Source organism: Sorangium sp. So ce381 (genome assembly GCF_051473845.1).
Taxonomy (GTDB): Bacteria; Myxococcota_A; Polyangia; order Polyangiales; family Polyangiaceae; genus Sorangium; species Sorangium atrum.
This window is the reverse complement of sequence record NZ_CP150336.1, coordinates 11,710,684-11,734,211: the sequence shown is the minus strand read 5'-3', so window position 1 is coordinate 11,734,211 and position 23,528 is coordinate 11,710,684. Positions and strand designations below refer to the sequence as shown.

General features: G+C 72.8%; 19 protein-coding genes. 8 read left to right on the top strand and 11 right to left on the bottom strand.

The window, feature by feature from the left end; translation table 11 throughout:
* Positions 1-19: 19 nt before the first annotated feature.
* From WMF29_RS43965 to WMF29_RS43955, 3 genes are read right to left on the bottom strand one after another with little or no spacing between them, the layout of a single operon-like run.
* A complete protein-coding gene (locus WMF29_RS43965) occupies positions 20-1,759 on the bottom strand; it encodes a pentapeptide repeat-containing protein (protein ID WP_437326009.1) in 1,740 nt (579 codons plus the stop codon).
* Positions 1,756-3,993 carry a pentapeptide repeat-containing protein gene (locus WMF29_RS43960; RefSeq protein ID WP_437326008.1) on the bottom strand — a complete coding sequence of 746 codons (2,238 nt, stop codon included), beginning with the start codon at positions 3,991-3,993 and terminating at the stop codon, positions 1,756-1,758. The genes WMF29_RS43965 and WMF29_RS43960 overlap by 4 nt, the downstream gene beginning before the upstream one ends.
* The gene (locus tag WMF29_RS43955) at positions 3,993-5,192 is read right to left on the bottom strand and encodes a hypothetical protein (protein ID WP_437326007.1); all 1,200 of its coding nucleotides are present in this window, start codon (positions 5,190-5,192) and stop codon (positions 3,993-3,995) included. Before WMF29_RS43955 ends, WMF29_RS43960 begins: the two co-directional genes overlap by 1 nt.
* A gap of 53 nt (positions 5,193-5,245) precedes the next feature.
* On the opposite strand from WMF29_RS43955, the gene tssI reads away from it, so the two are divergent.
* The gene (tssI, locus tag WMF29_RS43950; RefSeq protein WP_437326006.1) at positions 5,246-7,258 is read left to right on the top strand and encodes a type VI secretion system tip protein TssI/VgrG; all 2,013 of its coding nucleotides are present in this window, start codon (positions 5,246-5,248) and stop codon (positions 7,256-7,258) included.
* Positions 7,259-7,270: 12 nt separating this feature from the next.
* Here the strand turns inward: tssI and WMF29_RS43945 are convergent, their stop codons facing one another.
* Together WMF29_RS43945 and WMF29_RS43940 are read right to left on the bottom strand one after the other, a co-directional pair.
* Positions 7,271-7,969: a GbsR/MarR family transcriptional regulator gene (locus WMF29_RS43945; RefSeq protein WP_437326005.1), complete on the bottom strand. Its 699-nt coding sequence runs from the start codon at positions 7,967-7,969 to the stop codon at positions 7,271-7,273.
* Positions 7,966-8,265 (bottom strand): hypothetical protein, encoded by a 300-nt coding sequence (locus tag WMF29_RS43940; protein WP_437326004.1) that lies wholly within the window; start codon positions 8,263-8,265, stop codon positions 7,966-7,968. The genes WMF29_RS43945 and WMF29_RS43940 overlap by 4 nt, the downstream gene beginning before the upstream one ends.
* Before the next feature lie 198 nt (positions 8,266-8,463).
* On the opposite strand from WMF29_RS43940, the gene WMF29_RS43935 reads away from it, so the two are divergent.
* Positions 8,464-8,868: a hypothetical protein gene (locus tag WMF29_RS43935; protein WP_437326003.1), complete on the top strand. Its 405-nt coding sequence runs from the start codon at positions 8,464-8,466 to the stop codon at positions 8,866-8,868.
* A gap of 139 nt (positions 8,869-9,007) precedes the next feature.
* Here WMF29_RS43935 and WMF29_RS43930 read toward each other — a convergent pair whose 3' ends face one another.
* From WMF29_RS43930 to WMF29_RS43915, 4 genes are all read right to left on the bottom strand, one after another.
* Positions 9,008-9,658: a TlpA family protein disulfide reductase gene (locus tag WMF29_RS43930; protein ID WP_437326002.1), complete on the bottom strand. Its 651-nt coding sequence runs from the start codon at positions 9,656-9,658 to the stop codon at positions 9,008-9,010.
* 78 nt (positions 9,659-9,736) lie between these two features.
* On the bottom strand, positions 9,737-9,985 hold the full coding sequence (locus WMF29_RS43925) for a glutaredoxin family protein (RefSeq protein ID WP_272101817.1): 249 nt from the start codon (positions 9,983-9,985) through the stop codon (positions 9,737-9,739).
* A 38-nt stretch (positions 9,986-10,023) separates the two neighbouring features.
* The gene (locus WMF29_RS43920) at positions 10,024-11,514 is read right to left on the bottom strand and encodes a B12-binding domain-containing radical SAM protein (RefSeq protein ID WP_437326001.1); all 1,491 of its coding nucleotides are present in this window, start codon (positions 11,512-11,514) and stop codon (positions 10,024-10,026) included.
* An 84-nt stretch (positions 11,515-11,598) separates the two neighbouring features.
* Positions 11,599-14,124: a DNA internalization-related competence protein ComEC/Rec2 gene (locus WMF29_RS43915; RefSeq protein ID WP_437326000.1), complete on the bottom strand. Its 2,526-nt coding sequence runs from the start codon at positions 14,122-14,124 to the stop codon at positions 11,599-11,601.
* A 305-nt stretch (positions 14,125-14,429) separates the two neighbouring features.
* Between WMF29_RS43915 and WMF29_RS43910 the strand changes: the two genes are divergently transcribed.
* The 6 genes from WMF29_RS43910 (at position 14,430) to WMF29_RS43885 (ending at position 20,623) form a co-directional block, all read left to right on the top strand.
* On the top strand, positions 14,430-15,584 hold the full coding sequence (locus WMF29_RS43910; RefSeq protein ID WP_437325999.1) for a trypsin-like serine peptidase: 1,155 nt from the start codon (positions 14,430-14,432) through the stop codon (positions 15,582-15,584).
* Positions 15,577-16,704 (top strand): ABC transporter substrate-binding protein, encoded by a 1,128-nt coding sequence (locus tag WMF29_RS43905; protein WP_437325998.1) that lies wholly within the window; start codon positions 15,577-15,579, stop codon positions 16,702-16,704. The genes WMF29_RS43910 and WMF29_RS43905 overlap by 8 nt, the downstream gene beginning before the upstream one ends.
* Positions 16,701-17,459: a TlyA family RNA methyltransferase gene (locus tag WMF29_RS43900; RefSeq protein ID WP_437325997.1), complete on the top strand. Its 759-nt coding sequence runs from the start codon at positions 16,701-16,703 to the stop codon at positions 17,457-17,459. The genes WMF29_RS43905 and WMF29_RS43900 overlap by 4 nt, the downstream gene beginning before the upstream one ends.
* A gap of 317 nt (positions 17,460-17,776) precedes the next feature.
* Positions 17,777-18,976 (top strand): ABC transporter substrate-binding protein, encoded by a 1,200-nt coding sequence (locus WMF29_RS43895; RefSeq protein ID WP_437325996.1) that lies wholly within the window; start codon positions 17,777-17,779, stop codon positions 18,974-18,976.
* Positions 18,977-19,061: 85 nt separating this feature from the next.
* Positions 19,062-19,946, top strand: coding sequence for a branched-chain amino acid ABC transporter permease (locus tag WMF29_RS43890; protein ID WP_437325995.1), 885 nt, complete (start codon positions 19,062-19,064; stop codon positions 19,944-19,946).
* Positions 19,947-20,056: 110 nt separating this feature from the next.
* Positions 20,057-20,623: a hypothetical protein gene (locus tag WMF29_RS43885; protein ID WP_437325994.1), complete on the top strand. Its 567-nt coding sequence runs from the start codon at positions 20,057-20,059 to the stop codon at positions 20,621-20,623.
* Between the two features lie 11 nt (positions 20,624-20,634).
* On the opposite strand, the gene sdhB is transcribed toward WMF29_RS43885, so the two are convergent.
* Together sdhB and sdhA are read right to left on the bottom strand one after the other, a co-directional pair.
* Positions 20,635-21,456, bottom strand: a complete 822-nt coding sequence (gene sdhB, locus WMF29_RS43880; protein ID WP_437325993.1) for a succinate dehydrogenase iron-sulfur subunit — start codon at positions 21,454-21,456, stop codon at positions 20,635-20,637.
* A gap of 1 nt (position 21,457) precedes the next feature.
* Positions 21,458-23,503, bottom strand: coding sequence for a succinate dehydrogenase flavoprotein subunit (sdhA, locus tag WMF29_RS43875; RefSeq protein ID WP_272101827.1), 2,046 nt, complete (start codon positions 23,501-23,503; stop codon positions 21,458-21,460).
* Positions 23,504-23,528: the final 25 nt, after the last annotated feature.

The following is a 23,528-nucleotide window of genomic DNA, read 5'->3' as shown; positions in this document are numbered from 1 at the left end:
GCGTCCGCTCCTTTCGCTCTTATCGGGGCGGCCGCGGGGGCGTGTACGCCTCCGCCTCCAGCCGATCGACGTCCGTCCGGCGCGCGCCGAGCAGCCTCGCGCCGGAGAAGCGCGCGCCCTTGTCGTGGAGGGCGTGCAGGTTGGCGCCGCCGAGATCGGCCTCGCTGAAGTCGGCCTCCTCGACGCGCGCGTGCGACAGGTCGGCGCGCTCGAGGCGCGCCGAGAGGAAGAGCGCGCCGCGGGCCTCGGCATGATCGAGCATGGACTCGCGCAGATCCGCGGCGGCGAGGTTCGCGCCGTCGAGGTCCGCCCGGGTGAACGTGGCGTACCGGAGCATCGCCCGCGAGAGCTTCGCCCCGCGCAGCGAGGCGCCCCCGAAATAGGCGGCCTTCGCCACGACACTCGGCAGGCTCGCGCCGTCCAGCGCGGCCTCGCGGAGCCTGGCTTGCGTCAGGATGGATCCCTCGAAATCGGCGCCGCGCAGGTTCGCCTTCGAGAAATCGCTGCCCATGAAATCGCAGTCGCGGAGGCTCATCCGCTCGAGGTTCGCCTCCATGAAGGCGCAGCGGTGCACCGTGAGGCCGGCGAAGGAGACGGCGCGCAGATCCACGCCGGTGAAATCGACGCGATCGAAGATCGTCTTGCCGAGCACGGCGCCCTCCAGCGCGGCTCCGCGGAGGAGCGCCTGCTGGAGCACCGCGCGCGTCAGGTTCGCGCGCGCGAGCCGCGCCCGGTCGAGGATGCAGCGGATGAGGCGCGCGGCCGTGAGATCGGCCCCCTCGAGATCGGCCTCGATGAGGATCACCGACTCCAGATCGCGGCCCGAGAGGTCCACGCCGCGGAGGATCGAGCGCGAGAGGTCGCAGCCGAGGAGGCTCGCGCCCCGGAGGTCCGCGCCGGTGAGATCGCAGTCCGAGAGGATCGAGCGCTCGAGGCGAGCGCCGCGGAGGCTCGCGCCGCGCAGGTCGGCGCCGCGCAGCGAGCAGAGGGAGAGATCCGCGCCCGTGAGGTCGAGGCCGGAGAGATCCGCGCCCGTGAGGTCCGTCCCGGCGAGGTCCTTGCCCGCGAGCTCGGGTCGGCCGAGCTTTGCCTCGTCGAGGACCACGCCGTGCATGCGCTTCGGGAAGCGGACGCCGCGCAGGTCCGCCTTGACGAAGACCGCGCGGTCGAGCTCCGCGCCGTCGAGGTCCGCGCCGGTGAGATCGGCCCCCACGAAGGCGCCGGCCTCGACGCGGGCGCGGGAGAGGCGCGCGCGGCGGAGGTTCGCGCGAGTGAAGGAGGCGCGCGCGATGCGGGCCTCCGTGAGATCCGCGCCCTCGAGGTTCGCGAGGTCGAGGCGCGAGCCCTCGATTGTCGCGCCGGCGAGCCGGGCGCCGGACCAGTCCGAGCTCACCGCCTCGACCTCGACGATCGTCGCGCCGGAGAGATCGGCGCGGGCGAGGCGCTGGTACGAGAGCTTCGCGCGGACGAGCGTCGCGCCGGCGAGGCGCGCGCCCTCGAGGTTCGAGCCGAGCACGAGCGCGCCGTCCAGCGCGCAGCCCGCGAGGTCCGCGTCGCGGAGGTCGCACTCGACGAAGTGCGCCCCCGAGAGGGTGCTGCCCGCGAGCCGCGCGCCGCGCAGGCTGGCGCGAAGGAACCGGGCGCGAGCGAGATCGAGGTTCGTGAGATCCAGGCCTCGGAGGTCGAGGCCATCGAGGCGGGCGCCCTGGAGCGGCGCGCCGGCGCGGATGCGGTCGAGGAGCTCCTCGACGCTCTTCACGCGCCCTCCAGGCTGGAGCGCCGCAGGTTCGCCCCCTTGAAATCGCAGCCGGCGGCGCTCGCGCCCTCGAGGCGGGCGCCGTACAGGCTGGCCCCGGCGAAGGAGGCGCCGTCGAGGCGCGCCTTGCAGAGGTCGGCGCCGAAGAGATCGGCCTGCGCGAGGTCGGCGCGCTCCAGGGAGGCGCGGTAGAAGCGGCTCCCGCGCAGGACCGCGCACGCGAAGCGAGCGCCCCGGGCCGAGGCCCACGAGAGGTGCGCCCGCGGGAGGGACGCATACTGGAGGTCTGCGCCGTCGAGCTTCGCCCGGAGCAGCGCCGCGCCCTCGCCGCGCGCTTCCACGAGCGTCGCGCGCTCGAGATCGGCGTCGGCGAAGCTCGTGCGCGGCAGGGACGCGCCCGTGAGATCCGCGTCCGTCGCGGAGGACCCGGCGCACATGCACCCGACGAGCGACGCGCCTCGCAAGGAGGCCCGATCGAGCTTCGCCCCCTGGAGCACGGCGCCGTCGAGGTGGAGCTCCTCCCCGTCGATCTCGCGGAGGTCGGCCGCGTCGAGCAGCGCGCCGCGCCCCCGCGCCCTCGCCAGGCGGGCGCGGGCGAGATCGGCGCGGGTGAAGATGGCCTGGTCGAGCGTCGCGCCGCGCAGATCGGCGCCCGCGGCGCGCGCGCCGGTGAGGTTCGCCTGGGAGAGGTCGGCGCCCGAGAGCGCGGCGCCCTCGAGGTTCGCCTCGAACAGCACGGCCCGCGAGAGATCCGCGTTCGAGAGGTTCGTCCCCGAGAGGTTCGCCCCCGAGAGGAGCGCGCCGGAGAGCTTCGCCCCGGAGAGATCGCGGCCCGAGAGGTCCTGCCCGGAGAGATCGCGCCCCGAGAGGTCGGCGCCGGGGCCTGGCTCGGGCGGCGGCGCCGCGGCCTCGCCGGGGAGCCGGTAGCCGGGGACGATCTCGCGGAGGCGGGCATCGCGGAGCAGCGCGTCGAGGCGTTCGACGCCCTCGAGCTCCGTCCCGCGCGCGGCCGCGTCCCGGCGGAGCTTCTCGACGCGCGCGACGAGCGCGTCGAGCGCGCCGCCCATGGGGACGCGCGGCGTGCCGGCGGGCGTGGCCGGGAGGTACGCGGCCTGCCGCTGCGCCGGGAGCCGCGCGAGCGCCTGCGCGATGGTGCGCTCGAGGTCGACGCCCTCGGGGGTGCGCAGGGCCCGGAGCTTCGCGACGAGCTGCCGCACGCGGTCCTGCTCCGGCGCGTGCAGGCCGCCGAGCCGCTCGGCGAGGAGCTTCGATACCGGATCCGCCTCGTCCGCGGCGGCGCGCGGCGGCCGCGGCGCGCCGTCGCGGACGAGGTCGTAGGCGTCGCGCACCTCCGGCGGGAGATCCTCGAGGCCGCGCGGATCGCGGGCGAGCTGGGCGAGCTGCTCCCGGTACTGGTCGAGCGGCAGCGGCGCATCCGAGAGCGGCTCGGCGGCGATGACGACGGCGCGCACGTCGGCGAGATCGTCCTCGGCCACCTCGGCGTGGCCGCGCCAGGTCAGGGTCACGAGGCCCGCGTCCGGCTCGACGAAGAGCGTATCGAGGCTCATGCGGGCGTCCTGCACGCGGCCCTGGGCGTCCTCGACGACCGCGCGGATCCGGAGGCCTGGCAGGCGGAAGGAGGCGGTCTGCGCGGCGGGGTGGAGGTTCAAGAGCGTGACCTCCTCGTCGCCGCGCAGGGGGCCGGCGAGGCGCTGATCCGGCGGGGCGGCCTGGAAATAGGCCCAGTCGAAGTCCTCGGCGTACCACGGGGCGCGGGTCTTCCGGTACGAGGGGCCGTACTCCTTGCCGAGCATCCGGCGGTGCTCGGGCGAATCCGGGTGGATCGGCCCGAAGGGCGCGGGCACCAGGCGGCCCTCGCGCGGCGCCGGGACGAGCAGCGATTTCGACCAGCTCCCGACCGCGAAGCCCACGGGGTGCTCGCGCTGCGGCTCGCCGGGAGGCGGGTGGCAGGCGCCGCGGAGCAGGAGATCCGCGGCCGGCTTCCAGTCGGCGAAATCGCCGGGGTACGTGCGCTCGCCGTCGCGCTCGCCGTCGCCTCCCTCGAAGGTCTCGGCGGTCAGCGCCCCCTGCGCGAGCTGCCCTTCCAGCGGCGCGAGCGGCTCGCCGAGGCGGAGCGAGAACCGTCCGCGGACGACGAGGACCACCTCGGGCTGCGGCGGCCTCCGCGAGCAGACCTTGGCGCCGAAGGGGAAGGGCGTGAGGTTTTTGGTCTGCATCAGAACAGGTTGATGACGCCGGACATCAGGTTGTACGCCCCTGTGCTCACCGACTCGGCCGACGAGACGCTCGCGCAGATGTTCTTCACGTTGGTGCGGAAGTCGGAGAGCTCCTGCCGGTTGGTCAGGTTGAGCTCGGCCTTGGGGCCCATGTTGATCGAGACCCCCGCCGTGAGCGAGACCTCGAGCATGGCCGCGATCGTCAGCTCGACAAGGCCGCCGATCGTGACCTCCTCGGTGGCGCCGACGGTGATCGACGCCGCATTGCCGATGGTGACGTCGCTCGTATTGCCGATGGTGACCGACTGGACCTCGCCGATGGTCGTATCCGACACGAGCGAGGCGGTCGTCGTGCTGGACACGGTGCTCGCGGCGGTCTCGTCGCTGATCGACGTGGCGCTCGTCGTGCTGGAGATCGTCTGCGCGGTTGTCTCGTCGCTGATCGCGGTCGCCGTCGTCTTGCTGGCGATCTGGTCGGCCCAGGTCTCGTCGGAGATCAGCGGCACAGGGCAGGCCGCCGAGCCGGTGTACGACTCGATCCGCTGCGCCCAGGTGGAGCTCAGGCAGGTGGGGTTCGGTCGCTCGGCCGTGGGGGCCTCGGAGCCCGTGATGCTGGTTTGCTTGTTGCCATAGAAGCGATCGAACGTGTCGCCGTGGTAGGTGGTGTCGACGTCGCCCTTCTCGGTCTTCTCGGTGACCTTCCAGGTGCCGCTATAGTTCTGGACCCATTCGATGGTGGTGGCGGCGGTCCAGAGATCGGTGGCGTCCTGGATATGGCCGCCGGAGACGTCCCAGCCGGCGGTGTCCTCCTGCCGGCCGAGGACGAGCATGCGGTAATTGCCCTTGATGACCTCGACCTTGTCGCCGCGCGTGGTGGTGATGCGGTTGCCGTCGGAGTGGTCGCGCCAGCCGCCCTTGGTGTGGAGCTTTGCTGTCTCGGCCTGCCGCTCGGCCTCGGGGATGAAATCGGGGCAGCCGTCGCGCTTGCGGGTGTCGTCGATGAACGAGGTCACCCGGGCAGCGAGGTCCTCGCCGGTCGCCCTCGGCGCGCCCGGGTTGGCGGCGAGGCTCGGGTCCTTGACCGCGCCGAGGCGGAGATACGAGCCCATCGCCTCGGCGTCGGACGCCGCGTCGTTGAAATTCGGGACCTCGATGAGGAGGTATTTCCCGTTGATACCCTCACCCTCGCGCGTACCCATGCGTGCCTCCGCGTCGGGTACAGTACCAGGCGAGCCGCGGAGGAGGCGCGACGATGAACCGAGAGCCGACGGAACCCCTGAGGTGCAGCGAGCCGTCCCCACCCGCCGCCGCGCCGCCGTGCGGTGAGCCCACGGCCGCGACGGCGCACCGCGCGCCCACCGGCGTGACGATGGCCGCGGGGTCCCCCGCCGCGCGCATCCGCGAGGCCCCCGACGCAGGGCCCCCGTGCAGCGAGCCCATCACCCGCGCGGCGTGCGTCGAGAGCCCGGAGGAGGCAGCCGGGCCGGATGATGCCCCGCCAGCGCCGTCTCCGGACGATCGAGAGCTCCTCGAAGCGCCGGTGCAGGCGAGCGCCGGAGGGCCTCGCGAGGGGCCGTCATCGCCGCTGCGGGCGACCGCAGGAGGGCCGCGGGAAGCGCCGCCGTTGCGCCCGGGGGCGACCGCCGGAGGGCCGCGGGAGCTCCCGCCGTCCCAGGGCGGCCCAGGGGCGCCCGATCACCTGCCGTTCCGCGATCTCGGCGCGGCGGGATCGGCGCTGAGCCCGCCGCGCACGGCGCCGATGGAAGCGCTTCAAGAGGCGAAGGCCGCGCTCCGGGACCGGGCACGGCAGGCGCCGATCCTGCGGCTCGACTCCGACGATTTCTCCTGCGACCTCGTCCGGGTGCGCGGGGTGCACGGCAAAGAGGCCATCGGCCAGCTCTTCTCGTACGACATCGACGTCGTGTGCAGCGACGGCGCCGAGCTCTCGATCGACCAGGTGCTGGGGGCCACGGCGGCGCTCGTGTTCGAGGTCCAGGGCGCGGACGAGCGGACCGTGCACGGCATGATCGCCGAGGTCGAGGACCGGCACGAGACGGAGACCGCTTTCCGCTCCTACCGGCTCCGGCTCGCGCCGCGGGCGTTCCGCGCGACGCTCGTGGAGCTCCAGCAGGTCTTCCTCGACATCAGCGTGCCAAAGCTCATCCAGCACAAGCTCGCGATGGTGGGGCTCGGGCCCGAGGACGTGGTGATGCGCCTCTACCGCGATCACCCCGAGCGGGAGATGATCGTCCAGTACAAGGAGACGGATCTGGCCTTCATCTCGCGGCTCGCCGAGCACCTCGGGATCTCGTTCTTCTTCGAGCACGAGTCGGGCCGCGACGTGATGGTGTTCACCGACGAGCCGACGGGCTTCCAGCCGCTGCCAGGGGGCGACGCGGTGATGTTCCGGCCGCGGGGCGAGCGGCGCGACATGTTCGAGCTCAGGGAGCAGGCCAGGGCCTTCCCCGCGACGTACGTCATGCAGGAGTACAATTACCGGACGCCAAGGCTCGACATGACGGCAGCGCACGAGTCGCCGGCGGGCCTCGGGGGCGGCGTCGTCGAGTACGGCGCCCACCACAAGACGCCGGAGGAGGGCCAGCAGCTGGCGCAGATCCGCGCGGAGGAGCGGGCCTCGTCGAGCCGCTATTTCGAGTGCCAGAGCGACGAGCTCCGGCTGATCCCCGGGGCCGTCTTCGCGCTCGAGGGCCACCCGCGGCTCGACGGCGAGCGGTTCCTGGCCGTCGAGGTCGAGCACCGCGCGGTGCAGCCGGTGGCCATCGAGGGCGGGGTCGGCGGCGAGCAGGAGTACGTGAACCGCGCGCGCCTCGTGCGCGCCGGGCAGGCCTACCGCCCGCCGCGGACGGCGCCGCGGCCGAAGATCCACGGGGTCGTGACGGCGCTGGTGGAGCCGCTCCCGGACGGCGAGATCGGGGAGGTCTCGCCGATCGACGAGCAGGGGCGCTACCGGGTGCGCTTCCACTTCGACGCCGGGGATCCCGCGTCGCGCGCGTTCCCCTCGCGGCTCGTGCGGATGATCCAGCCGCACGCCGGGCCCAACTACGGGATCCATTTCCCGCTCAAGCCCGGCATCGAGGTGCTGATGGTCTTCGTCGACGGCGACCCCGACCGGCCGATGATCGTGGGCGCCGCGCCCAACCCGATCACGCCGTCGCCGGTCACCCGGGAGGTGAACCTGATGCACCGGATCGAGACGTCGACCGGCATCCTGATCGAGATGCGGGACTGCCCGCCGCGCGGGTGACGCGGCCCGCCGCTACCGCTTGCGACCGGCTCGGCCGCTCAGGCGGCTGATCGCGTCGCCCGCCGCCCAGGCGACGCGGGCCGCCGCGTTCAGGGAGCGGACCATCGCCTCGGGCACCTGCGCGATCAGCCGCTCGAGATCGACAGGGCCGTCGATCGACGGCAGGAGCTGCTCCATCAGGTCGGCGAACAGGTCGTACTTGCGCGACAGGTCGTCGAGCCGCGAGCGCATCGCGTCGGCCTCCGGGCCCTGCGCGTCGCCGAGCAGCGAGAGCGCGCGCCGCGCGAGGGCGCGCTTGTCCTGCACCACGCGGCGCAGGCGGCCCAGGTAGGCGCCGACGATCACGTCCGGGTACTTGCCGCGCAGCGCGAACGAGTCGTGCCGCGCGCCCGACTCCCGCCGGCGCTCGATGATCCCGGCCGCCTCGAGGCCGCGCAGGTTCGCGAAGATGTTGCTCTTGGAGCGGCCGAGCTCCTGGCTGAGCTCATCCATCGAGCGCGGCTCGTCCGCCAGGTAGAGCGCCGCCACGACCTGCCCACCCAGCCGGGTGATTCCGGGGAACGACGCGGCGATCTCGGCGCCGACCCCCTCGAGCAGCGCCTGCCGCGCCGCCGCGACCCGCTCGTCCGAGGCGCTCCCGTCGCCCCCCTCACCCGTTGCGGGCGGCTGCGGCGGGTGCGCTGTCGGCGACGTCGGCCTCCGGGCGGTCATGATGGGTGACTCACATAACGATCTTTCGCGGGTGCGCCAAGCGGCCAGCGCGCGATCATCTCGCCCACCTCGAGCGCCAGGCTGCTCGACCCGTCCCGCGCGCCGTCGAAGCGGGCCCGGAGGATCCCGGCCGGATCGAGGATCCACGTCTCATGGGAGAGCTGCGTGCCGTACGCGTCCAGCACGATCTCGGCGTCGGGGTCGAACAGGACCAGGAACGGCGGATCGCCGTTCGGGGTGGGCGACGATCGGGTACTGCCGTCGGGCGTGGGGGCGGCACTCGGGGCAGAGCCCACCCGGGCGCGGCCGCTGCCCTGCGGAGCACCGCGCCGGCGAGGCGGGGTGAGGATCCCGCGTCGAATCGCCCCAAGAAGCGACGGAAGAAAAACAACGAACCTTGTCAGACAACCGAGGACAGCGGCGAACGAACCATCGAGGACAGCGCGCGAGGTGTTCGTCGCGCGAGGCGCCTCGATCCATTCCAGGAGGGCATCATGCGACGTTTCATTGCTGGACTCTGCGTCATTTTGTCGGCGTATTTCATGGGGTGTATGGCGTATCCGGCCGACGTGGTGACGGACGAGAGCCCATCGAGCGAGGCCGTCACCGAAGAGGTGGAGGAGGCGTCCGAGGCGCTGACGGCCTGCGGCTCCGGGCTCTGCTGCTCTCTCTCGGACTGGTCCGGCTCCAGCGAGTGTCAAAGCGGGAACCAGGCCGTGCACTGCTGTCCCTCGGGCTATGGCTCCGTGGGCGGCTCCTGCATACCCTATTGCCCGGGCGGCCGCTCCTGCGGATGGGACCGCGTAGCGGGCGCAGGCGCCTGCACGCAGGGCTGCAAAGGATCCATGATCTACTGCTGTCCGGCCGGGAAGACATATACGGCAGCGGGCTGCCGATAACCTCGCGCCTGCCGGTCCGCGCCTCCCGCGGCCGCTTCGAGGGCGCGAGCGCGCGCCGGAGTTGCGAGCACGCTGGCGGCTTCGAGCTTCATTGCATGGGCGGACCCCAGGCGCTCTCGCCCTCGGGGCAATGAGCCCTTCAGGAGTCGTCGGTGCAGACGTCGACGGACCCGGCGCGCGGCTTGCTCTTGTAGATATCGGCCGGGCAGCTGCCCCAGCGCGAGACCATCTCGCCCACCTCGATGGCCAGGCTGCTCGACCAGTCCCGCGCGCCGTCGAAGCGGGCCCGGATGATCCCGTTCGGATCGATGATCCACGTCTCCGGGTAGAGCTGCGTGCCGTACTGGTCCATCACGACCTTGGACTCGGGGTCGAAGAGGACCGGGAACGGCGGGTCTCCGTTCAGAGCCACCTTGAGCGCGTCGCGCACATCGTCCGGCCCCTCGTCGGTCGAGACCGTGAGGACGACGATGTCCTTCCGCGACTGGGCGATCCGGCCGAGCTCCGCGAGCGCCGGCATCTCCTGCAGGCACGGGGCGCAGGTCTTGGTCCAGAAGTTCAGGAAGACCGTCTTGCCCCGGAACGACGACAGCCGGACGGGCTTGCCGTTCATGTCCGGCAGCTCGAAGTCCGGCGCGAGCCGGTTCCGGCCGGCGTACGCAGGGCGCAGGGCGCAGATGGCCTCGCAGCCTGTCGTGCGCTGGTCATTCTGCGCCGCGTGCACGAAGCCGTAGACCGTGACGGCAGCGACGAGGATGAAGGCGAGCTGCGCGATGGTCGTCCACTTCACGGGGGTTCGCATAGCGTAGCGCGGCGCAGGGCGAAAGCGGGCCGAAACGCCCCGCCGCCGCGCGTCGACGCGCGGGCTTCACTCCGGGCCGGAGAGCAGCCGCTCGAGCCGCCGCTCGTCGACGCGGTACTTCATGATCTTCCGCCCATCGAGCTCGACAACGGGGACCTCCCAGTCGTACAGCGCTCGCTTCTCCGGGCCGGCCTCCCGGTCGAGGTCGACGACGGCGAGCTCGAACGGCAGCCGGGCGCGCACGCGCTCGAGCGCGGCGTGGGCCTCCTCGCAGAGGTGGCATCGCTCGCGCGTGAAGAGGGTCAGCGTCTTCATCGTCACGTAGCACCCTCCGGGCCGGGCTGCCGCCCCGCTCACCCCGCCGCGAGCAGCGGCAGGCTCTGCCGGCGCGGCGGCTCCGGCCGCTTGATCTTCTCGAACGCGCGCTCGTAGTCCCGGAACGAGCCGCCCGCGTGCACGGCCTGCTGCACGGCGCGCCCCTCGGCCTCGCCGCCGGCGGCGAGCACCGCCTCGACCCACGCCCAGCGCGCGCTCGTGGCCCGCACGTCCGCGCGGCCCCGCAGCCCGCGGCGGAGCCGGTCGAGCCGCTTGTTCACGATGTCGATCCCGGCGAAGCGCGCGCCGTGGAGCGGCGTGTTGCGCTTCGGGCAGAACGGCGCGATCCCGAGCGCGACCGGCACGATCCGGGACAGCTCCGTGACGAACGCGACGCACTCGTCGATGTCGGCGTCGGTCTCGCCGGGGACGCCCACCATCAGGTACAGCTTGAGCCGATTCATCCCGTGCTGCCGCGCGAGCTCCGCGGCCCGCTGGAGGTGCCTGGGCCGGGCGCGCCGCTCGAGCGTCTCGCGGACCCGCTCGCTCGTGCCGTCCATCGCCGTCGTCAGCGTCTTGTAGCCCGCGAGCCGCAGCGCGCCGACGAACTCGTCGGTCAGCCGGTCCGGCCGGAGGCTGCTCAGCCCGACCTCGCAGCCCCGCTCGGCGAGCGTCCGGACCACCTCGACGATCTTCGGGTGATCGCTGACCGCGGCGCCGACGAGGCCGACGCGCCTCGCGTCCTCGGGGATGAGCTCGAGGAGGCGCTCCTTCGGGACGATGCGCATGCCGCCGTTGGTCGAGCGGCGCATCACGCAGTAGGTGCACCCGCGCGAGCAGCCCCGCTCCGCCTCGATGAGGAACATGTTCGAGAGCTCGGTCTCCTCGGCGCGGATCGGCGACCAGGCGGGCAGGAGCGCGTTGTCGCACTGCGCGACCGGGGGCATCTCCGCGCCGTGGCGCGCGGGGACGAAGACGTGGGGGAGGGCCGCCAGCGCGTCGAGCGCCGCCTCGCGCGACGAGGCGTCCCGCAGCAGGCGGAGCACGTCCACGGCCAGGGTGTCGGCCTCGCCCATGATGATCGCGTCGGCGAACACCGCGAGCGGCAGCGGGTTCGAGAACGTGAGCGGACCGCCCGCGAGGACGAACGGATCGCGAAAGGAGCGCTCCTCCCGGAGCGCCGGTATCCCCGCCAGCTCGAGCAGGCGGACGACCCCGGCGAGCTCGAGCTCGTAGGCCACCGAGAGCGCGATGACCGGGAAATCGGAGATGGGGCGGAGCCCCTCGTACGTGATCGGGGGGCCGTCCGTGCCCTGCCCCTCGTCGTCCGGGAGGAAGGCCCGCTCGCACGCCATCCCGGGCTCGGCCTGGATGGTCTTGTAGATCTGGAGGAAGCCGAGCGAGCTCATTCCGGCCCGGTACGGCGAGGGGTAAGACAGCGCGACGCGGAAGGGCGCCTGCTTGTCGATACGACCGATCTCGCCCGCCAGGCGGCGGCGGATCGTGGTCGTCATCGCGCTACGAGACATCGGCCCAGCGTCCCTCAGGGGACGTCCAGGCGCAAGGATGGGAAGGCCGGCTGACAGCCGTCCGGAGCGGCGATTTTTTCCAGCTCACGGCCCACCGTTCTCCGGAGCGTGTCCGGCGGCGGCCCCCCGGCCGCGAAGACCGGGCGCCGGGCGCGGCGGCTCGCCCGGGCGGGACCAGAGGACGCGCTCGCCGTCGGTCTCCCAGGTCAGGGCGCCGCCGCGGTCCGTGCGCGCGATCGCGACGCCGCCGGCCGAGAGGCGGGAGAGCACCTCCGGGCTCGGGTGCCCGAAGCGGTTGCGGACGCCCGAGGACACGGCGGCGATCGAGGGGTCGACGGCCGCGAGGAGCGCCGCGCCTGTCGACGTCCGGCTGCCGTGGTGCCCCACCTTGAGCAGATCGGCGCGGAGCGCGGCGCCGTAGCGCGCCACGAGCGCGTCCTCGGCCTCGTGCTCCGCGTCGCCGACGAGCAGCGCGGAACGAGCCCCGTAACGGATGCGCAGGACGAACGAGTTGTCGTTGGCGCCCCGGTCGGGGTGGAGCTCCGGGCAAGGCGCGAGCACCTCGATCGTCGCCCCCGAGAGGACCCGCGGCCTGCCGCAGAGCGAGGCGGGCCGCACGATGGGCACGCCGCGCCGGCGCAGGTCCGACAGGAGCTTCCGGTAGACCGGGCCCGCGCCCTCGGCCTCGCCCTGGCCGGTGTCCCAGAATTCGCCGACCTCGACGCCCTCCACCGTGGCCGGCAAGCCGCCGAAGTGATCGGGGTGCGGGTGCGAGAGGACGACCACATCGAGGCGCGCACGGCGGCGCGATCGCAGGAGCGGCCGGAGCACGCGCGCGCCCGTGTCGACGGGGCTGCCGACGAAGCCGCCCGCGTCGACGAGCATCGCGCCGCCCTCGGGGAGGTCGATCAGGATGGCGTCGCCCTGCCCCACGTCGAGCACGTTGACGCGCAGCACGCCGCGCGGCGCGCCCGCGCGCGTGGCGACGCCCTCGAGCAGCAGCCACGCGGCGGCGCCGGCGGCGAGCGCGGCGAGCCGGCGGCCGCGGCGCTCCGCGGCCCACGCGATCGCGATCGCGGCGGCGAGCGCGGCCAGCTGGGCGGGCGACGGCTCGGGCAGGCGCAGCACCACGCCGGTGTCCGCCGAGGCGCGGGCCACGGCGCGGACCGCGAGCAGCGCGCCCGAGCCGACGAGCGCGCACCCGCGCTCGACCGGCGGCGCCCACGAGAGCACGGCGTGCGCGAGGCAGAACGGGAGCGCCGCCAGCTCGCCGATCGGCGCGGCGACGACGTTCGCCGCCACGCCGAGCAGCGGGAACGTCTCCCCGTTCATGAGCAGCAGCGGCGTGCACCCGAACATGGCGGCGAGCGTCGTCGCGAGGGGCGCGAGGACCTTGCGCGCGAGCTCCCGCGGCGACGACCCGCCCTCGGCGCCGCCGTCGCCGCGCTCCCCCTCGCCGGGGACGAGCAGCGCGGCGAGCGGCCGCTGCAACCAGAGCAGCCCGGCGGTCGCGGCCGCGGACAGGCCGAACGAGAGATCCCACGCGACGAGCGGATCCACGGCCGCGGCGCCCGCGAGCGACAGGGCGAAGCAGCGGACGCCCACCGGACGGAGGCCCAGGAGGCGGGCGCCCATCGCGCAGCTGAGCATCGCCGCGGCGCGCATCGCCGAGCCGCCGCCGCCGGCGAAGTCGGCGTAGAGCCACGCGGCCGGCACGCACAGCGCCGCGGTAATGCGACCCGCGTCCCACCGGGCGGCGATCGGCCCGACGCGGACGAGGATCGCGCGGAGCGCCGCGGCGAAGCCCGCCACCGCGAGGACGAGGTGGGTCCCCGAGACCGCGAGCAGGTGCGCGAGGCCGCTCTCGCGGAAGGCGTCCTGGTCCTCGGGCGCGAGGTCGGTCTCGCCGAGCACGAGCGCGCGCCCGAGCGCCACCGCGTCGGGGTGGAACGTCGCCTCGATGCGCCCGCGCACGAAGGCCCGCGCGCGATCGACGGCGGCGCCGATGGAGCGCCCCTCCGACGTCCGCCGCGCCTCCACGATCGTCCCGCTCGCGACGATCCCGCTCCGCGCGATCGCGGCGCTCCCGTCCCGGAGCCCCTCGTTCCGGAACAGGTGGATCGGCGCAAGGTCCACGGTGACCTCGAGCCGGTCGCCCCGCGCGAGGTCCACCGGCGCGCCGTAGAGGCGCGCCCGGAGCGGCCCCGGCAGCGCTCGCCCGCCGCACGTCCCGCCGGAGAGCTCCACGTCGATGCGCGAGGCAGGCGGCTCGTCGTCCACCTCGCGCGCCGCTGCGGAGCGCTGCTGCGCCGCCCCGATCACGACCGGCGAGCCGACGACGGCGCACGCCACCTCGCAGCGCGCCGGCGGGTGCAGCAGCGCTAGGGCGCCATCGTAGGCCGTGCCCGCGCCATCGAGCAGCGCGCGGGCGCGGAGGCCGCTCACGACGAGCGCTACCCCGGCGGCGGCGAGCGCGGCGCGACCGGCCCGGCGGCGGAGCGCCGCGGCGGCGAGCGCGGCGCCGAGCGCCGTGGCCAGCGGAGAGAGGGCGAGCGGCGCGCCCGCGGCGAGCGCGAGGCCGAAGAGCAGCACGGGATCGATCACGGCCACGCCGCCCCGCAACACCCGGGCCGCGCGCTTTCCCGCGGTATTTCACGGGGGAGCGGCCGCCGTGCCCCTGGCGCCGCCATGGCGGCGTGCGGCGTGCGGCGTGCGGCGTCGACGCGACGGACGATCCTGCAAGAGCTCTCTGTTATGTGGGGGAAGCAACGAGACGAGTCGGTCATCGCCCCCGGCGCGCGTGCACGACCGCAACTTCGCCTCTAGAATCTTCTGCTCCTTGCGGCGCCCGCAGCGCGCGCAGACATTGCAGTATTTGGAGGCATTCGATGTCGTTTTGCTTGCCCAGAGTCGCCTTGATTCTCGCCCTGGGACTCGCTGCGACAGCGTGCAGCTCCGCCCTGGAGGAGCCTCCTGACGAGATCGGTGAGGCGCCGGATGCCATTCAGGACGGATATCTCGACGACGGCGACAGGGCTGTCGTGGGCATCTACAACGACGAGATCGGCGCGATCTGCACCGGCAGCTTGATCGCCCCGAACGTGGTGCTGACGGCCCGTCATTGCGTGTCGGACATGGCCAATGAGCTCGACGGCCAGATCACCTGTCGATCGACGAGGTTCACGGACACGCACCTCGCGCGGCGGATCTTCGTGACGACCGACGCGGAGATCGGCAGGTACGCGCGTTTTTACGGTGGCAGCGAGGTCGTGCTGCTCCCCGGCGAGGGGACGGACGCGTTCTGCGGCAACGATCAGGCGATCCTGATCCTGGAGGAGGCGATCCCGGAGAGCGAGGCCGTGCCGCTCGTGCCGCGCGTCGACGTGCCCCTCGCCGAGGGCGAGGAGTACTACGCGGTCGGCTTCGGGGCGACGAACGACGCGAGCACGGGCGCGGGCCTGCGGCGGCGCCGCGACAGGCTGTTCATCGACTGCGTGGCTGACGGCTGCCCGTCATCCCTGGTGAAGGCGACGGAGTGGGTCGGGGACACCGGCATCTGCGAGGGAGACTCGGGCGGACCCAGCCTCGATATGATGCACCGCGTGATCGGCGTGACCTCGCGCGGGGCCGCGGGCTGCGAGTATCCGATCTACGGCTATGTGTACCGCTGGGCGGAATGGATTAAAGAGACGACCGTGCGCGCCGCCCGTGCCGGAGGATACAAGGAGCCCCCCTGGGCGACCGGCTACCCCACCGATCCCGCCTATTCGGCGGAGGTCGGCGCCGCGTGCGGACAGCCGGAGCAGTGCCCTGCGAACGCGTGCCTCGACGGCTACTGCACGCGGCCCTGCAACGGGGCAGCGGCATGCCCCGACGGCTACAGCTGCAACGGCGAGCCCGGCTTCTGCGCCGAGGTCTCGGAGCCGTCCGCAGACGACGAGGGGAGCGGGTCCTGCAGCGCCAACCCGCGGCCTGATCCGACGCAGCCGGTCCCCTGGGTGCTCGCGGCGGCGAGCCTGGGCGCCCTCGCGAGCCTCCGGCGGCTGCGCGGCCGGGAGCGGCTTGGCTGACGAGCGGCGCTCCTCCACGCGGAGCGCCGCCGGCCCCGCGCTCCTGCCGGGCGCTGCGGGGCCTGCGCTCCTGCCGGGCGCTGCGCCGGCCTCGCTCCTGCCGGGCGCTGCGGGGCCTGCGCTCCCGCCAGGCGCCGCGCGGGCCTCGCTCCTGCCGGGCGCGCCGGGCCCCGCGCTCTCGCGGCGGGCCGCGCTCGCCGGGCTCGCGGCGCTCGGGCTCGCGGCGTGCGGGCGCACCGCCCCGTCGCGCGCGGCGGGAGCGCGCGTCGTCTCGCTGTCGCCCAGCACCACGGAGGCGGTCTGCGCGATCGGCGCCGGCGCGGCGCTCGTCGGCCGCTCCCGCTACTGCGACCACCCGCCCGAGGTGCTCCGCCTGCCGAGCGTCGGCGGCTACGCCGATCCGAGCATCGAGGCGATCATCGCGCTCTCGCCGACCCTCGTCGTCGGCGCCCGCGGCCCCGCGGGGCCCGCGCTCGACGAGTCGCTGCGCGCGCACGGGATCGCGACGTGTTTCCCCGACACCGAGTCGCTCGCGCAGATCGAGGACATGCTCACGGAGCTCGGGCGGCGGCTCGACGCGACGCCCGGCGCGGAGCAGGCGATCGGCCGGATCCGCGCCCGGCGCCGCGCGGTCGAGCAGGCCGTCGCCGCGAAAGCCGCCCCGCGCGTCCGGGCCGCCCTGCTTTACGATACCTCGCCCCTCTTCGTCGCGGGCCCCGGCAGCTTCCCCGATGAGCTCATCCGTCTGGCCGGCGGCGAGAACGTGATCACCCGCGGCGGCCCCTACCCGTCGATCAGCGTCGAGCAGCTGCTCGTGCTGGATCCCGATGTCCTGCTCGACGGCACGTCCAGCGAAGGCGATATGCGGGGCCCCTCCAGGCTGGCGGCGCTCAGGGACGCGCCCGGCTGGAGATCCCTGCGCGCCGTGCGCGAGGGGCGCCTGCGCCCGCTGAACGCCGAGGTGGTGCTGCGCCCGGGCCCCCGCATCGGCGACGGCCTCGCCGCCGTGGCGCGGGCGCTCCACGGCGACGCGCTGGCGCTCTCCGACGACGCGGCCGTCCCCCCCTCCCCCGGCGCCGCGGGCCTCGCGGCGCCCCTGCCCAGGACGGAGGCGCCATGACCCGCGTGCGCGCCGACGCCCTGCTCGTCGCCCGGAAGCTCGTCGGCTCGCGGACCGAGGCGCAGGCGCTGATCATGGCCGGCAAGGTCACCTCGGGGCCGCGCCGCATCGACAAGCCGGGCACGCTCCTCCCGGAGGACGCCGAGGTCCACGTCGCCTCCGGCCCCCGGTTCGTCTCGCGCGGCGGCGACAAGCTCGAGCACGCGCTCGCGGCCTTCGCCGCGCACGGCCTCGACGTCGCCGGGAAGACGTGCGTCGACGTGGGCGCCTCGACCGGCGGCTTCACCGACTGCCTGCTCCAGCGCGGCGCGGCGCGGGTCTTCGCCGTCGACGTCGGCTACGGCCAGCTCGCCGCCAAGCTCCGCGCCGACGCGCGCGTCGAGGTGCGCGATCGGGTCAACGCCCGCGAGCTCCAGCGAGAGGACTTCGACGTCCCCATCGATCTCGTCGTCGTCGACGCGTCGTTCATCAGCATCTCCCGCCTCATCGACGCGATCGCCCGCCTGCTCCGCCCCTCGGGGGATCTCGTGGCGCTGATCAAGCCGCAGTTCGAGGCGGGCCGCGAGGCCGCCGCCCGCGGCCGCGGCGTCATCCGCGACGAGGCGACCCGCCTCGCGGCGATCGCCGAGGGGCGCCAGGCCATCGAGGCCGCGGGCTTCTCGGTCGTCGGCCAGGTCGACAGCGCGGTGCGCGGGCCGAAGGGGAACGTCGAGCACTTCGTCCATGCGCGCCGCGTCGATCAGCCGCCGCGTTGATCGGCCGCCGCGTCAGCCAGCCGCCATGTGCACCCGGTTGACCAGCCGCGGCGTCGGCTAGCCGCCATGCGCACCGCGTTGGCTGGCCGCGGCTTGCGACGCCGCGCGCCACGACGCCGGGCTCGGTCGCCGGAATCCGTGGAAAATCGAACACTTAAGATGCTCCACGCCGACCGCGCCGCGGCCCGACGGTGCTGACGTGCCGCGTAGACAATGGTAGACGCGGTGAGTACACGCGCTCTGAGCCGCTGCGTGGGCGGCCATGGCCAGCGCGGGCGACCCACGCGAGGCAGCCCGGCGACAGGGAGGACGACGACATGCTCGGACGACGGGGTTTGGTGAAGATGATCGCCGGGGCGCTCGCGCTCAGCGCGATGACGCTCGGTTGCGACAAGAAGAGCGAAGGGCCGGCCGGCAACGCGGCTGAGCACGCGAAGGACGACGCCGAGTGGAAGGTCGGCGCTTACTTCAGCCTCTCGGGCGAGGAGACGGCGTTCGGCGTCGACTCGAAAGAGGCTATCGATCTCGCGATCGACGAGATCAACAAGGCCGGTGGGGTCAAGGGCAAGCCGATCCACGTCCTCTACGAGGACAACAAGTCGAAGCCCGAGGAGGCGACCAACAAGGTCCTGCAGCTGATCGATCGGGATCACGTGCTGGCCCTCCTCGGCGAGGTCGCCTCGTCGCGGTCGCGCGCCGGCGGCATCGTCGCCAACAAGAAGAAGGTGCCGATGATCACGCCGTCCTCCACGAACCCGGACGTGACGAAGGTGGGCCCGTTCGTGTTCCGCGCCTGCTTCACGGACGACGTGCAGGGCCAGATGGGCGCGCAGTTCATCGTGAACACGCTCGGCAAGAAGAAGGTGGGGCTCTTCTTCGCCTCCGACGACCTCTACTCGTCGGGCCTCGCCAAGGAGTTCCGCGACGAGGTGAAGCGCCTGGGCGGCGAGATCGTCATGGAGAAGAGCTTCCTCAAGAAGGAGACCAACTTCACGACGTACATCAACGAGCTCAAGTCGGCGAACCCCGAGATGATCTACGCGCCGATCTATTACACGAGCATGGCCCCGGTCGCGCGGCAGGCCAAGGCCGCGGGCGTACCAGGGAGCATGTTCGTCGGCAGCGACGGGTGGGACGCGAACGAGCTCCTGCGCGACGCCGCCGAGGAGCTCGACGGCGCGTACTTCACGAACCACTACGCGCCGGACGTCCCCTGGCCCAACTCGCAGGCCTTCGTGAAGAAGTACAAGGAGCGGTACAACCGCACGCCGTCGAGCATCGCGGCCCAGGCCTACGACGCGGCCAGGCTGCTCGCCGACGCGATGGGGCGCGCGAAGGAGATGACGCCGGACGACATCCGGGCGGCCATCCAGGACACCAAGGGGTTCCAGGGCGCGACGGGCGTCATCAGCATCGATGCGGAGCGCAACGCGAACAAGCCGGTCGTCATCGTCCGGATCAAGGACAAGCAGTTTACCTACTACGCAACGGTCAACGAGAAGGCTGAGAAGCAGTAGCGCGGTCGTTTCCGCGCTGGCCCGCGCGCTGGCTCGAACGTGAGGAGCGCGCGGGACGCGCGGAACGTGCGTCAAAGAGGTCTCCATGGAGAAGATCGTGAATGCCCTGATCACAGGGCTCGCCCAGGGATCGATGATCGCGCTGGTCGCCCTCGGCTACACGATGGTTTACGGCATCCTCAAGCTCATCAACTTCGCTCATAGCGAGATCTTCATGATGGGCGCCTTCGCCGGGCTCTTCGGGATCGCGGCGTTCGGCGGCAACAGCGCGCCGCTGTTCGCGGGCGTGGCCGGCACCCTCTGCGCGATGGCCTTCGCGGGCGTCCTCGGGGTCATCGTCGAGAAGGTGGCTTACGCGCCGCTCCGCTCCCGGGGGCGGGGCCTCGCGAACACCCGGATCACGCCGCTGGTCACGGCGCTCGGGATGAGCGTGCTCCTCCAGAACCTGGCGCAGCTCCTCTTCACCGCCCGCTACCGCGGCTATCCGCAGCTCCTGCCGATCGAGCACACGCGGCAGGTGATCTTCGTCACCTCGATCCTCGTGATGATCGGCCTGGAGCTGCTCGTGCGGCGCACCTGGACGGGCAAGGCGATGCGCGCGCTCAGCGTGAACGTCGAGGCCGCCCGGCTGATGGGCGTCCGCACGAGCCGCATCATCGCGCTCACCTTCCTCACGGGCTCGATGCTCGCGGCGGTGGGCGCGGTGCTGTACTGCCTCGATCAGTCGCAGGTGTACCCCACGATGGGCGTCGTGATCGGCAACCGCGCGTTCGTGGCGGCGGTCATCGGCGGCATCGGCAACATCACGGGCGCCATGCTCGGGGGCATGCTGATCGGGGTCATCGGAGAGATGACGAAGCTCACGCCCTACTCCGGCTTGCAGGACGTCCTTGTGTTCGCGGTGCTGATCGGGGTGCTCCTCGTGAAGCCGACGGGGCTGCTCGGCACGACCGGGACCGAGAAGGTGTAAGGCCGCCCTGGCCAGCCGGCCCACGCGCCGCGCTTCCATCCTCCAGAACGAGCAGGGCCGCCCTGGCCCGACGGCCCACGCGCCGCGCCTCCTTGCGGTATGCTCGGCGGATGCGACGCCTCGCTCTCGTCGTACCGCTCTCGCTGCTCGCGGCGTGCGCCCCGGTGCCCCCCGCCAACTGGGTGCGCGGCGGCGCGCTGCTCGACATCCCCCGCGCGCGCTGGGCGCTCGCCGACCTCACGGTCGACATCATGCCGGACGGCAAGATCCTCGTGAACGGCGAGCACCAGCTCAGCGTCGATCGCGGCGGGCGCGTGTTCGGCCTGGAGGCCGAGCCGGTGGCGCTGCTCGAGCCGGACGGCCGGGTCACGGGCCCGAACGACGATCCGCTGGGCCAGGTCGGCGTGCTGCACGCCTCGCTGCCGCGCCAGGCGAACGCCTGGATCACGGTCGCCGAGGGCGGCGCGGTGATCCGCTACGCCGAGGACGGCGAGCGGGAGCCGCTCGGCGCCTGGATGGGGTGCGAGGCGACGGCGCGGGCGCACCAGGCCTGCACGCTGATCACGCACGTCCTCGGGATGCGCATGGACAAGCTGGCGCGGCCGCGCACGCCGGACGCGCTGCAGATGGGGCTCGGGAACGGGCTCGGGCTCGCGACGGGGTCGCTGTTTCCGTAGGTCGGGCGCCCCTACTTCAGCAGCCAGCCGAACAGCATGCGCTTCGTCGTGTCGCGGGAGACGGCCGCGAGCGAGTCGACGAGCGGGATCTCCTTCGGGCACACCTCGACGCAGTTCTGCGACTTGCCGCAATCGGTGATCCCACCCTCGCTCATCACCGACTCGAGGCGCTCGCCCTCGTGCATCGCCCCCGAAGGGTGCATGTTGTAGAGCCGCACCAGGTTGATGGCGAAGGCGCCGACGAACTTCGTCCCGTCGCTGTACTGCGGGCACGCCTCGACGCAGCAGCCGCACGTCATGCAGCGGGAGAGCGGATACCGCTCCTGCTGCCGCTCCGGCGACTCGCGCGGGCCCGGGCCGAGCTCGTGCGTGCCGTCGATGTCAATCCACGCCCGCACGCGCTTCATGTCCTCGAACATCCGGCTCCGGTCGACGAGCAGGTCGCGCACGAGCGGGAACTTGGACATCGGCTCCAGCGTGATCACCTCGCCCTTCGGCGCGATCTGGTCGATGAGCGCCGAGCAGGCCTGTCGGACTCGACCGTTGATCACCATCGTGCACGAGCCGCAGACCTCCTCCAGACACACCGCCTCCCAGACGACAGGAGCCACCTCCTTGCCGTCCACGGTCCGCGGATCCTTCTGGATCTGCTGCAGCGCGCTGATCACGTTCATCTGCGGCAGGTAGGGGACCTTGAACTCCTCCCAGCGCCGCGACTCCGTCCGGTCCGCGGTGTCTTGCCGCCGCACGCGCAGGTGCACAAGCCGGCCCTCGCCCTTCGGCTGCGCCGGCGCCGCCGCCCCGTTCGCCTCGTCTCCGCTCGCCTTGGCCATCCTACACGCTCTTCTGCGACAGCTTCCCTGTCGTCGTCTGGATGTTCGCGGAGTTCGCGGCGCTCGCTGCGCTCGCCGCGCCCGCCTGCTCGTACTTGCGCTCCCGCGGCGTCACGAGCGACGTGTCCACCGCGTCCGTCACGTGGATCGACTGGCCGGCGCACGCGTAGTCGAACTCGCGGACGAACCTCACCGCGCCCTTCTCCTCGTGGCGCGCCAGCGTCGTGCGCATCCACGCGGCGTCGTTCCGGGCCGGGAACTCCGGCTTGTAGTGCGCCCCGCGCGACTCGTCGCGGTTCCTCGCGCCCTGCGCGATGACCCGCGCGAGCACCAGCATGTTCTCGAGGTGGCGCACGAACTGCGCCCCCTGGTTCACCCGCGGGGCCGTGTCCGTGCACTTGATCCGCCCCGCCCGCTCCTCGAGCTCGCCGAGCTTCTCGAGCACCCGGTCGAGCGTGGCGTTGTCGCGCTCGATCGTGCAGTCGCGCAGCATCGTCTCGCCGAGCTCCTGGTGCAGCCGGTACGCGTTCTCCGGCTGCTTCGCGTCCTGGTTCTGCGTCAGGATGCGCTGGTAGCTCGCCTCGGCGCGCTTCTCGGCCTTGTCGAAGATCGAGCGCGGCAGATCGAGCGCGCTCCGCCTGATGCTCCGCTGATAGGTCGCCACCGCCGGCCCGCACACCATGCCGCCGTAGATGCACGAGAGCAGCGAGTTGGCGCCGAGCCGGTTGGCCCCGTGGTACTGGTAGTCCACCTCGCCCACCGCGTAGAGGCCCGGGATGCTCGTCGCGTGGTTGCGCGGCGACCCGGCCTTGAGCGAGCCCCGCGCGTCCGCCTCGTAGTCGACCCACAGGCCGCCCATCGAATAATGGACCGCCGGGAAGACCTTCATCGGGTTCTTGTACGGGTCGGTGCCCGCGAACTTCTCGTAGATCTCGAGGATGCCCGCGAGCTTCGACCGGAGGAACTTCTCGTCCTTGTGGGTCAGGTCGAGGTAGACCTCGTTCTCGTTCCGGCCCGTCGCGGGGTTCCAGATGCCGCGCCCCTCGTGGAAGCACGTCTTGAAGATCGCGCGCGCGGCGATGTCGCGGGGGACGAGGTTGCCGTAGCCGGGGTACATCCGCTCGAGGAGGTAGTCGCGCTCCTTCTCGGGGATGTCCCGCGGGCTCCGCGCGTCGCTCTTGTCCTTCGGCACCCAGACGCGGCCGCCCTCGCCGCGCGCGCTCTCCGAGATGAGCCGCAGCTTGTCGGCGCCGGGGATCGCCGTCGGGTGCACCTGGATGAACTCGCCGTTCGCGTACACAGCGCCCTGCTGGTAGACCGCCGACGCCGCCGTCCCCGTGCAGATCACGCTCAGCGTGGAGCGGCCGAAGACGATGCCGCAGCCGCCCGTCGCGAGCACGACCGCGTCGCCCGTGAAGGCGCGGATCTGCATCGATTTCAGGTCCTGCGCGACGCAGCCCACGCACGTGCCGGAGTCGTCGAGGATCGCCTCGAGGAAGTCCCAGAACTCGAACTTCCGGACCATCTTCTCGCCCGGGATCGCCACGCCGTGCTCGTCGGTCACGTCGGCGAGCTCGAACCGCCGCACCTGCTCGTCGAGCGCGTAGAGCAGCTGCTGCCCCGTCGTCGCGCCGGCGAACGCCGTGCGGTGGTACAGCGTGCCGCCGAAGCGGCGGAAGTCGAGCAGGCCCTCGGGCGTCCGGTTGAACGGCACGCCCATACGATCGAGCATGTTCACGATGCCCGGCGCGGCCTCGGCCATGCCCTTGACGGGCGGCTGGTTCGCGAGAAAATCGCCGCCGTACGCCGTCTCCTCGAGGTGCACCTGGGGGCTGTCGCCCTCGCCCTTCGTGTTCACCGAGGCGTTGATGCCGCCCTGCGCGCACACCGAGTGCGAGCGCTTCACCGGCACGAGGGAGATCAGGTCGACAGGGACCTTCGCCTCGCACAGCTTGATCACCGTCATCAGGCCGGCGAGCCCGCCCCCGACGACGATCACGCGCCGAACCTTCCCCCCCTCGCTCCTCGTCGTGCTCTTCGCGGCCATGTTCGATCCCGATGCTCCCGCGCCG

Coding starts and splice junctions, on each gene's coding strand:
- WMF29_RS43960 (WP_437326008.1), bottom strand. CDS start 3,993: ATGCAGACCAAAAACCTCACGCCCTTCCCCTTCGGCGCCAAGGTCTGC.
- WMF29_RS43955 (WP_437326007.1), bottom strand. CDS start 5,192: ATGGGTACGCGCGAGGGTGAGGGTATCAACGGGAAATACCTCCTCATC.
- tssI (WP_437326006.1), top strand. CDS start 5,246: ATGAACCGAGAGCCGACGGAACCCCTGAGGTGCAGCGAGCCGTCCCCA.
- WMF29_RS43945 (WP_437326005.1), bottom strand. CDS start 7,969: ATGACCGCCCGGAGGCCGACGTCGCCGACAGCGCACCCGCCGCAGCCG.
- WMF29_RS43935 (WP_437326003.1), top strand. CDS start 8,464: ATGCGACGTTTCATTGCTGGACTCTGCGTCATTTTGTCGGCGTATTTC.
- WMF29_RS43925 (WP_272101817.1), bottom strand. CDS start 9,985: ATGAAGACGCTGACCCTCTTCACGCGCGAGCGATGCCACCTCTGCGAG.
- WMF29_RS43920 (WP_437326001.1), bottom strand. CDS start 11,514: ATGTCTCGTAGCGCGATGACGACCACGATCCGCCGCCGCCTGGCGGGC.
- WMF29_RS43900 (WP_437325997.1), top strand. CDS start 16,701: ATGACCCGCGTGCGCGCCGACGCCCTGCTCGTCGCCCGGAAGCTCGTC.
- WMF29_RS43895 (WP_437325996.1), top strand. CDS start 17,777: ATGCTCGGACGACGGGGTTTGGTGAAGATGATCGCCGGGGCGCTCGCG.
- WMF29_RS43890 (WP_437325995.1), top strand. CDS start 19,062: ATGGAGAAGATCGTGAATGCCCTGATCACAGGGCTCGCCCAGGGATCG.
- WMF29_RS43885 (WP_437325994.1), top strand. CDS start 20,057: ATGCGACGCCTCGCTCTCGTCGTACCGCTCTCGCTGCTCGCGGCGTGC.
- sdhB (WP_437325993.1), bottom strand. CDS start 21,456: ATGGCCAAGGCGAGCGGAGACGAGGCGAACGGGGCGGCGGCGCCGGCG.
- sdhA (WP_272101827.1), bottom strand. CDS start 23,503: ATGGCCGCGAAGAGCACGACGAGGAGCGAGGGGGGGAAGGTTCGGCGC.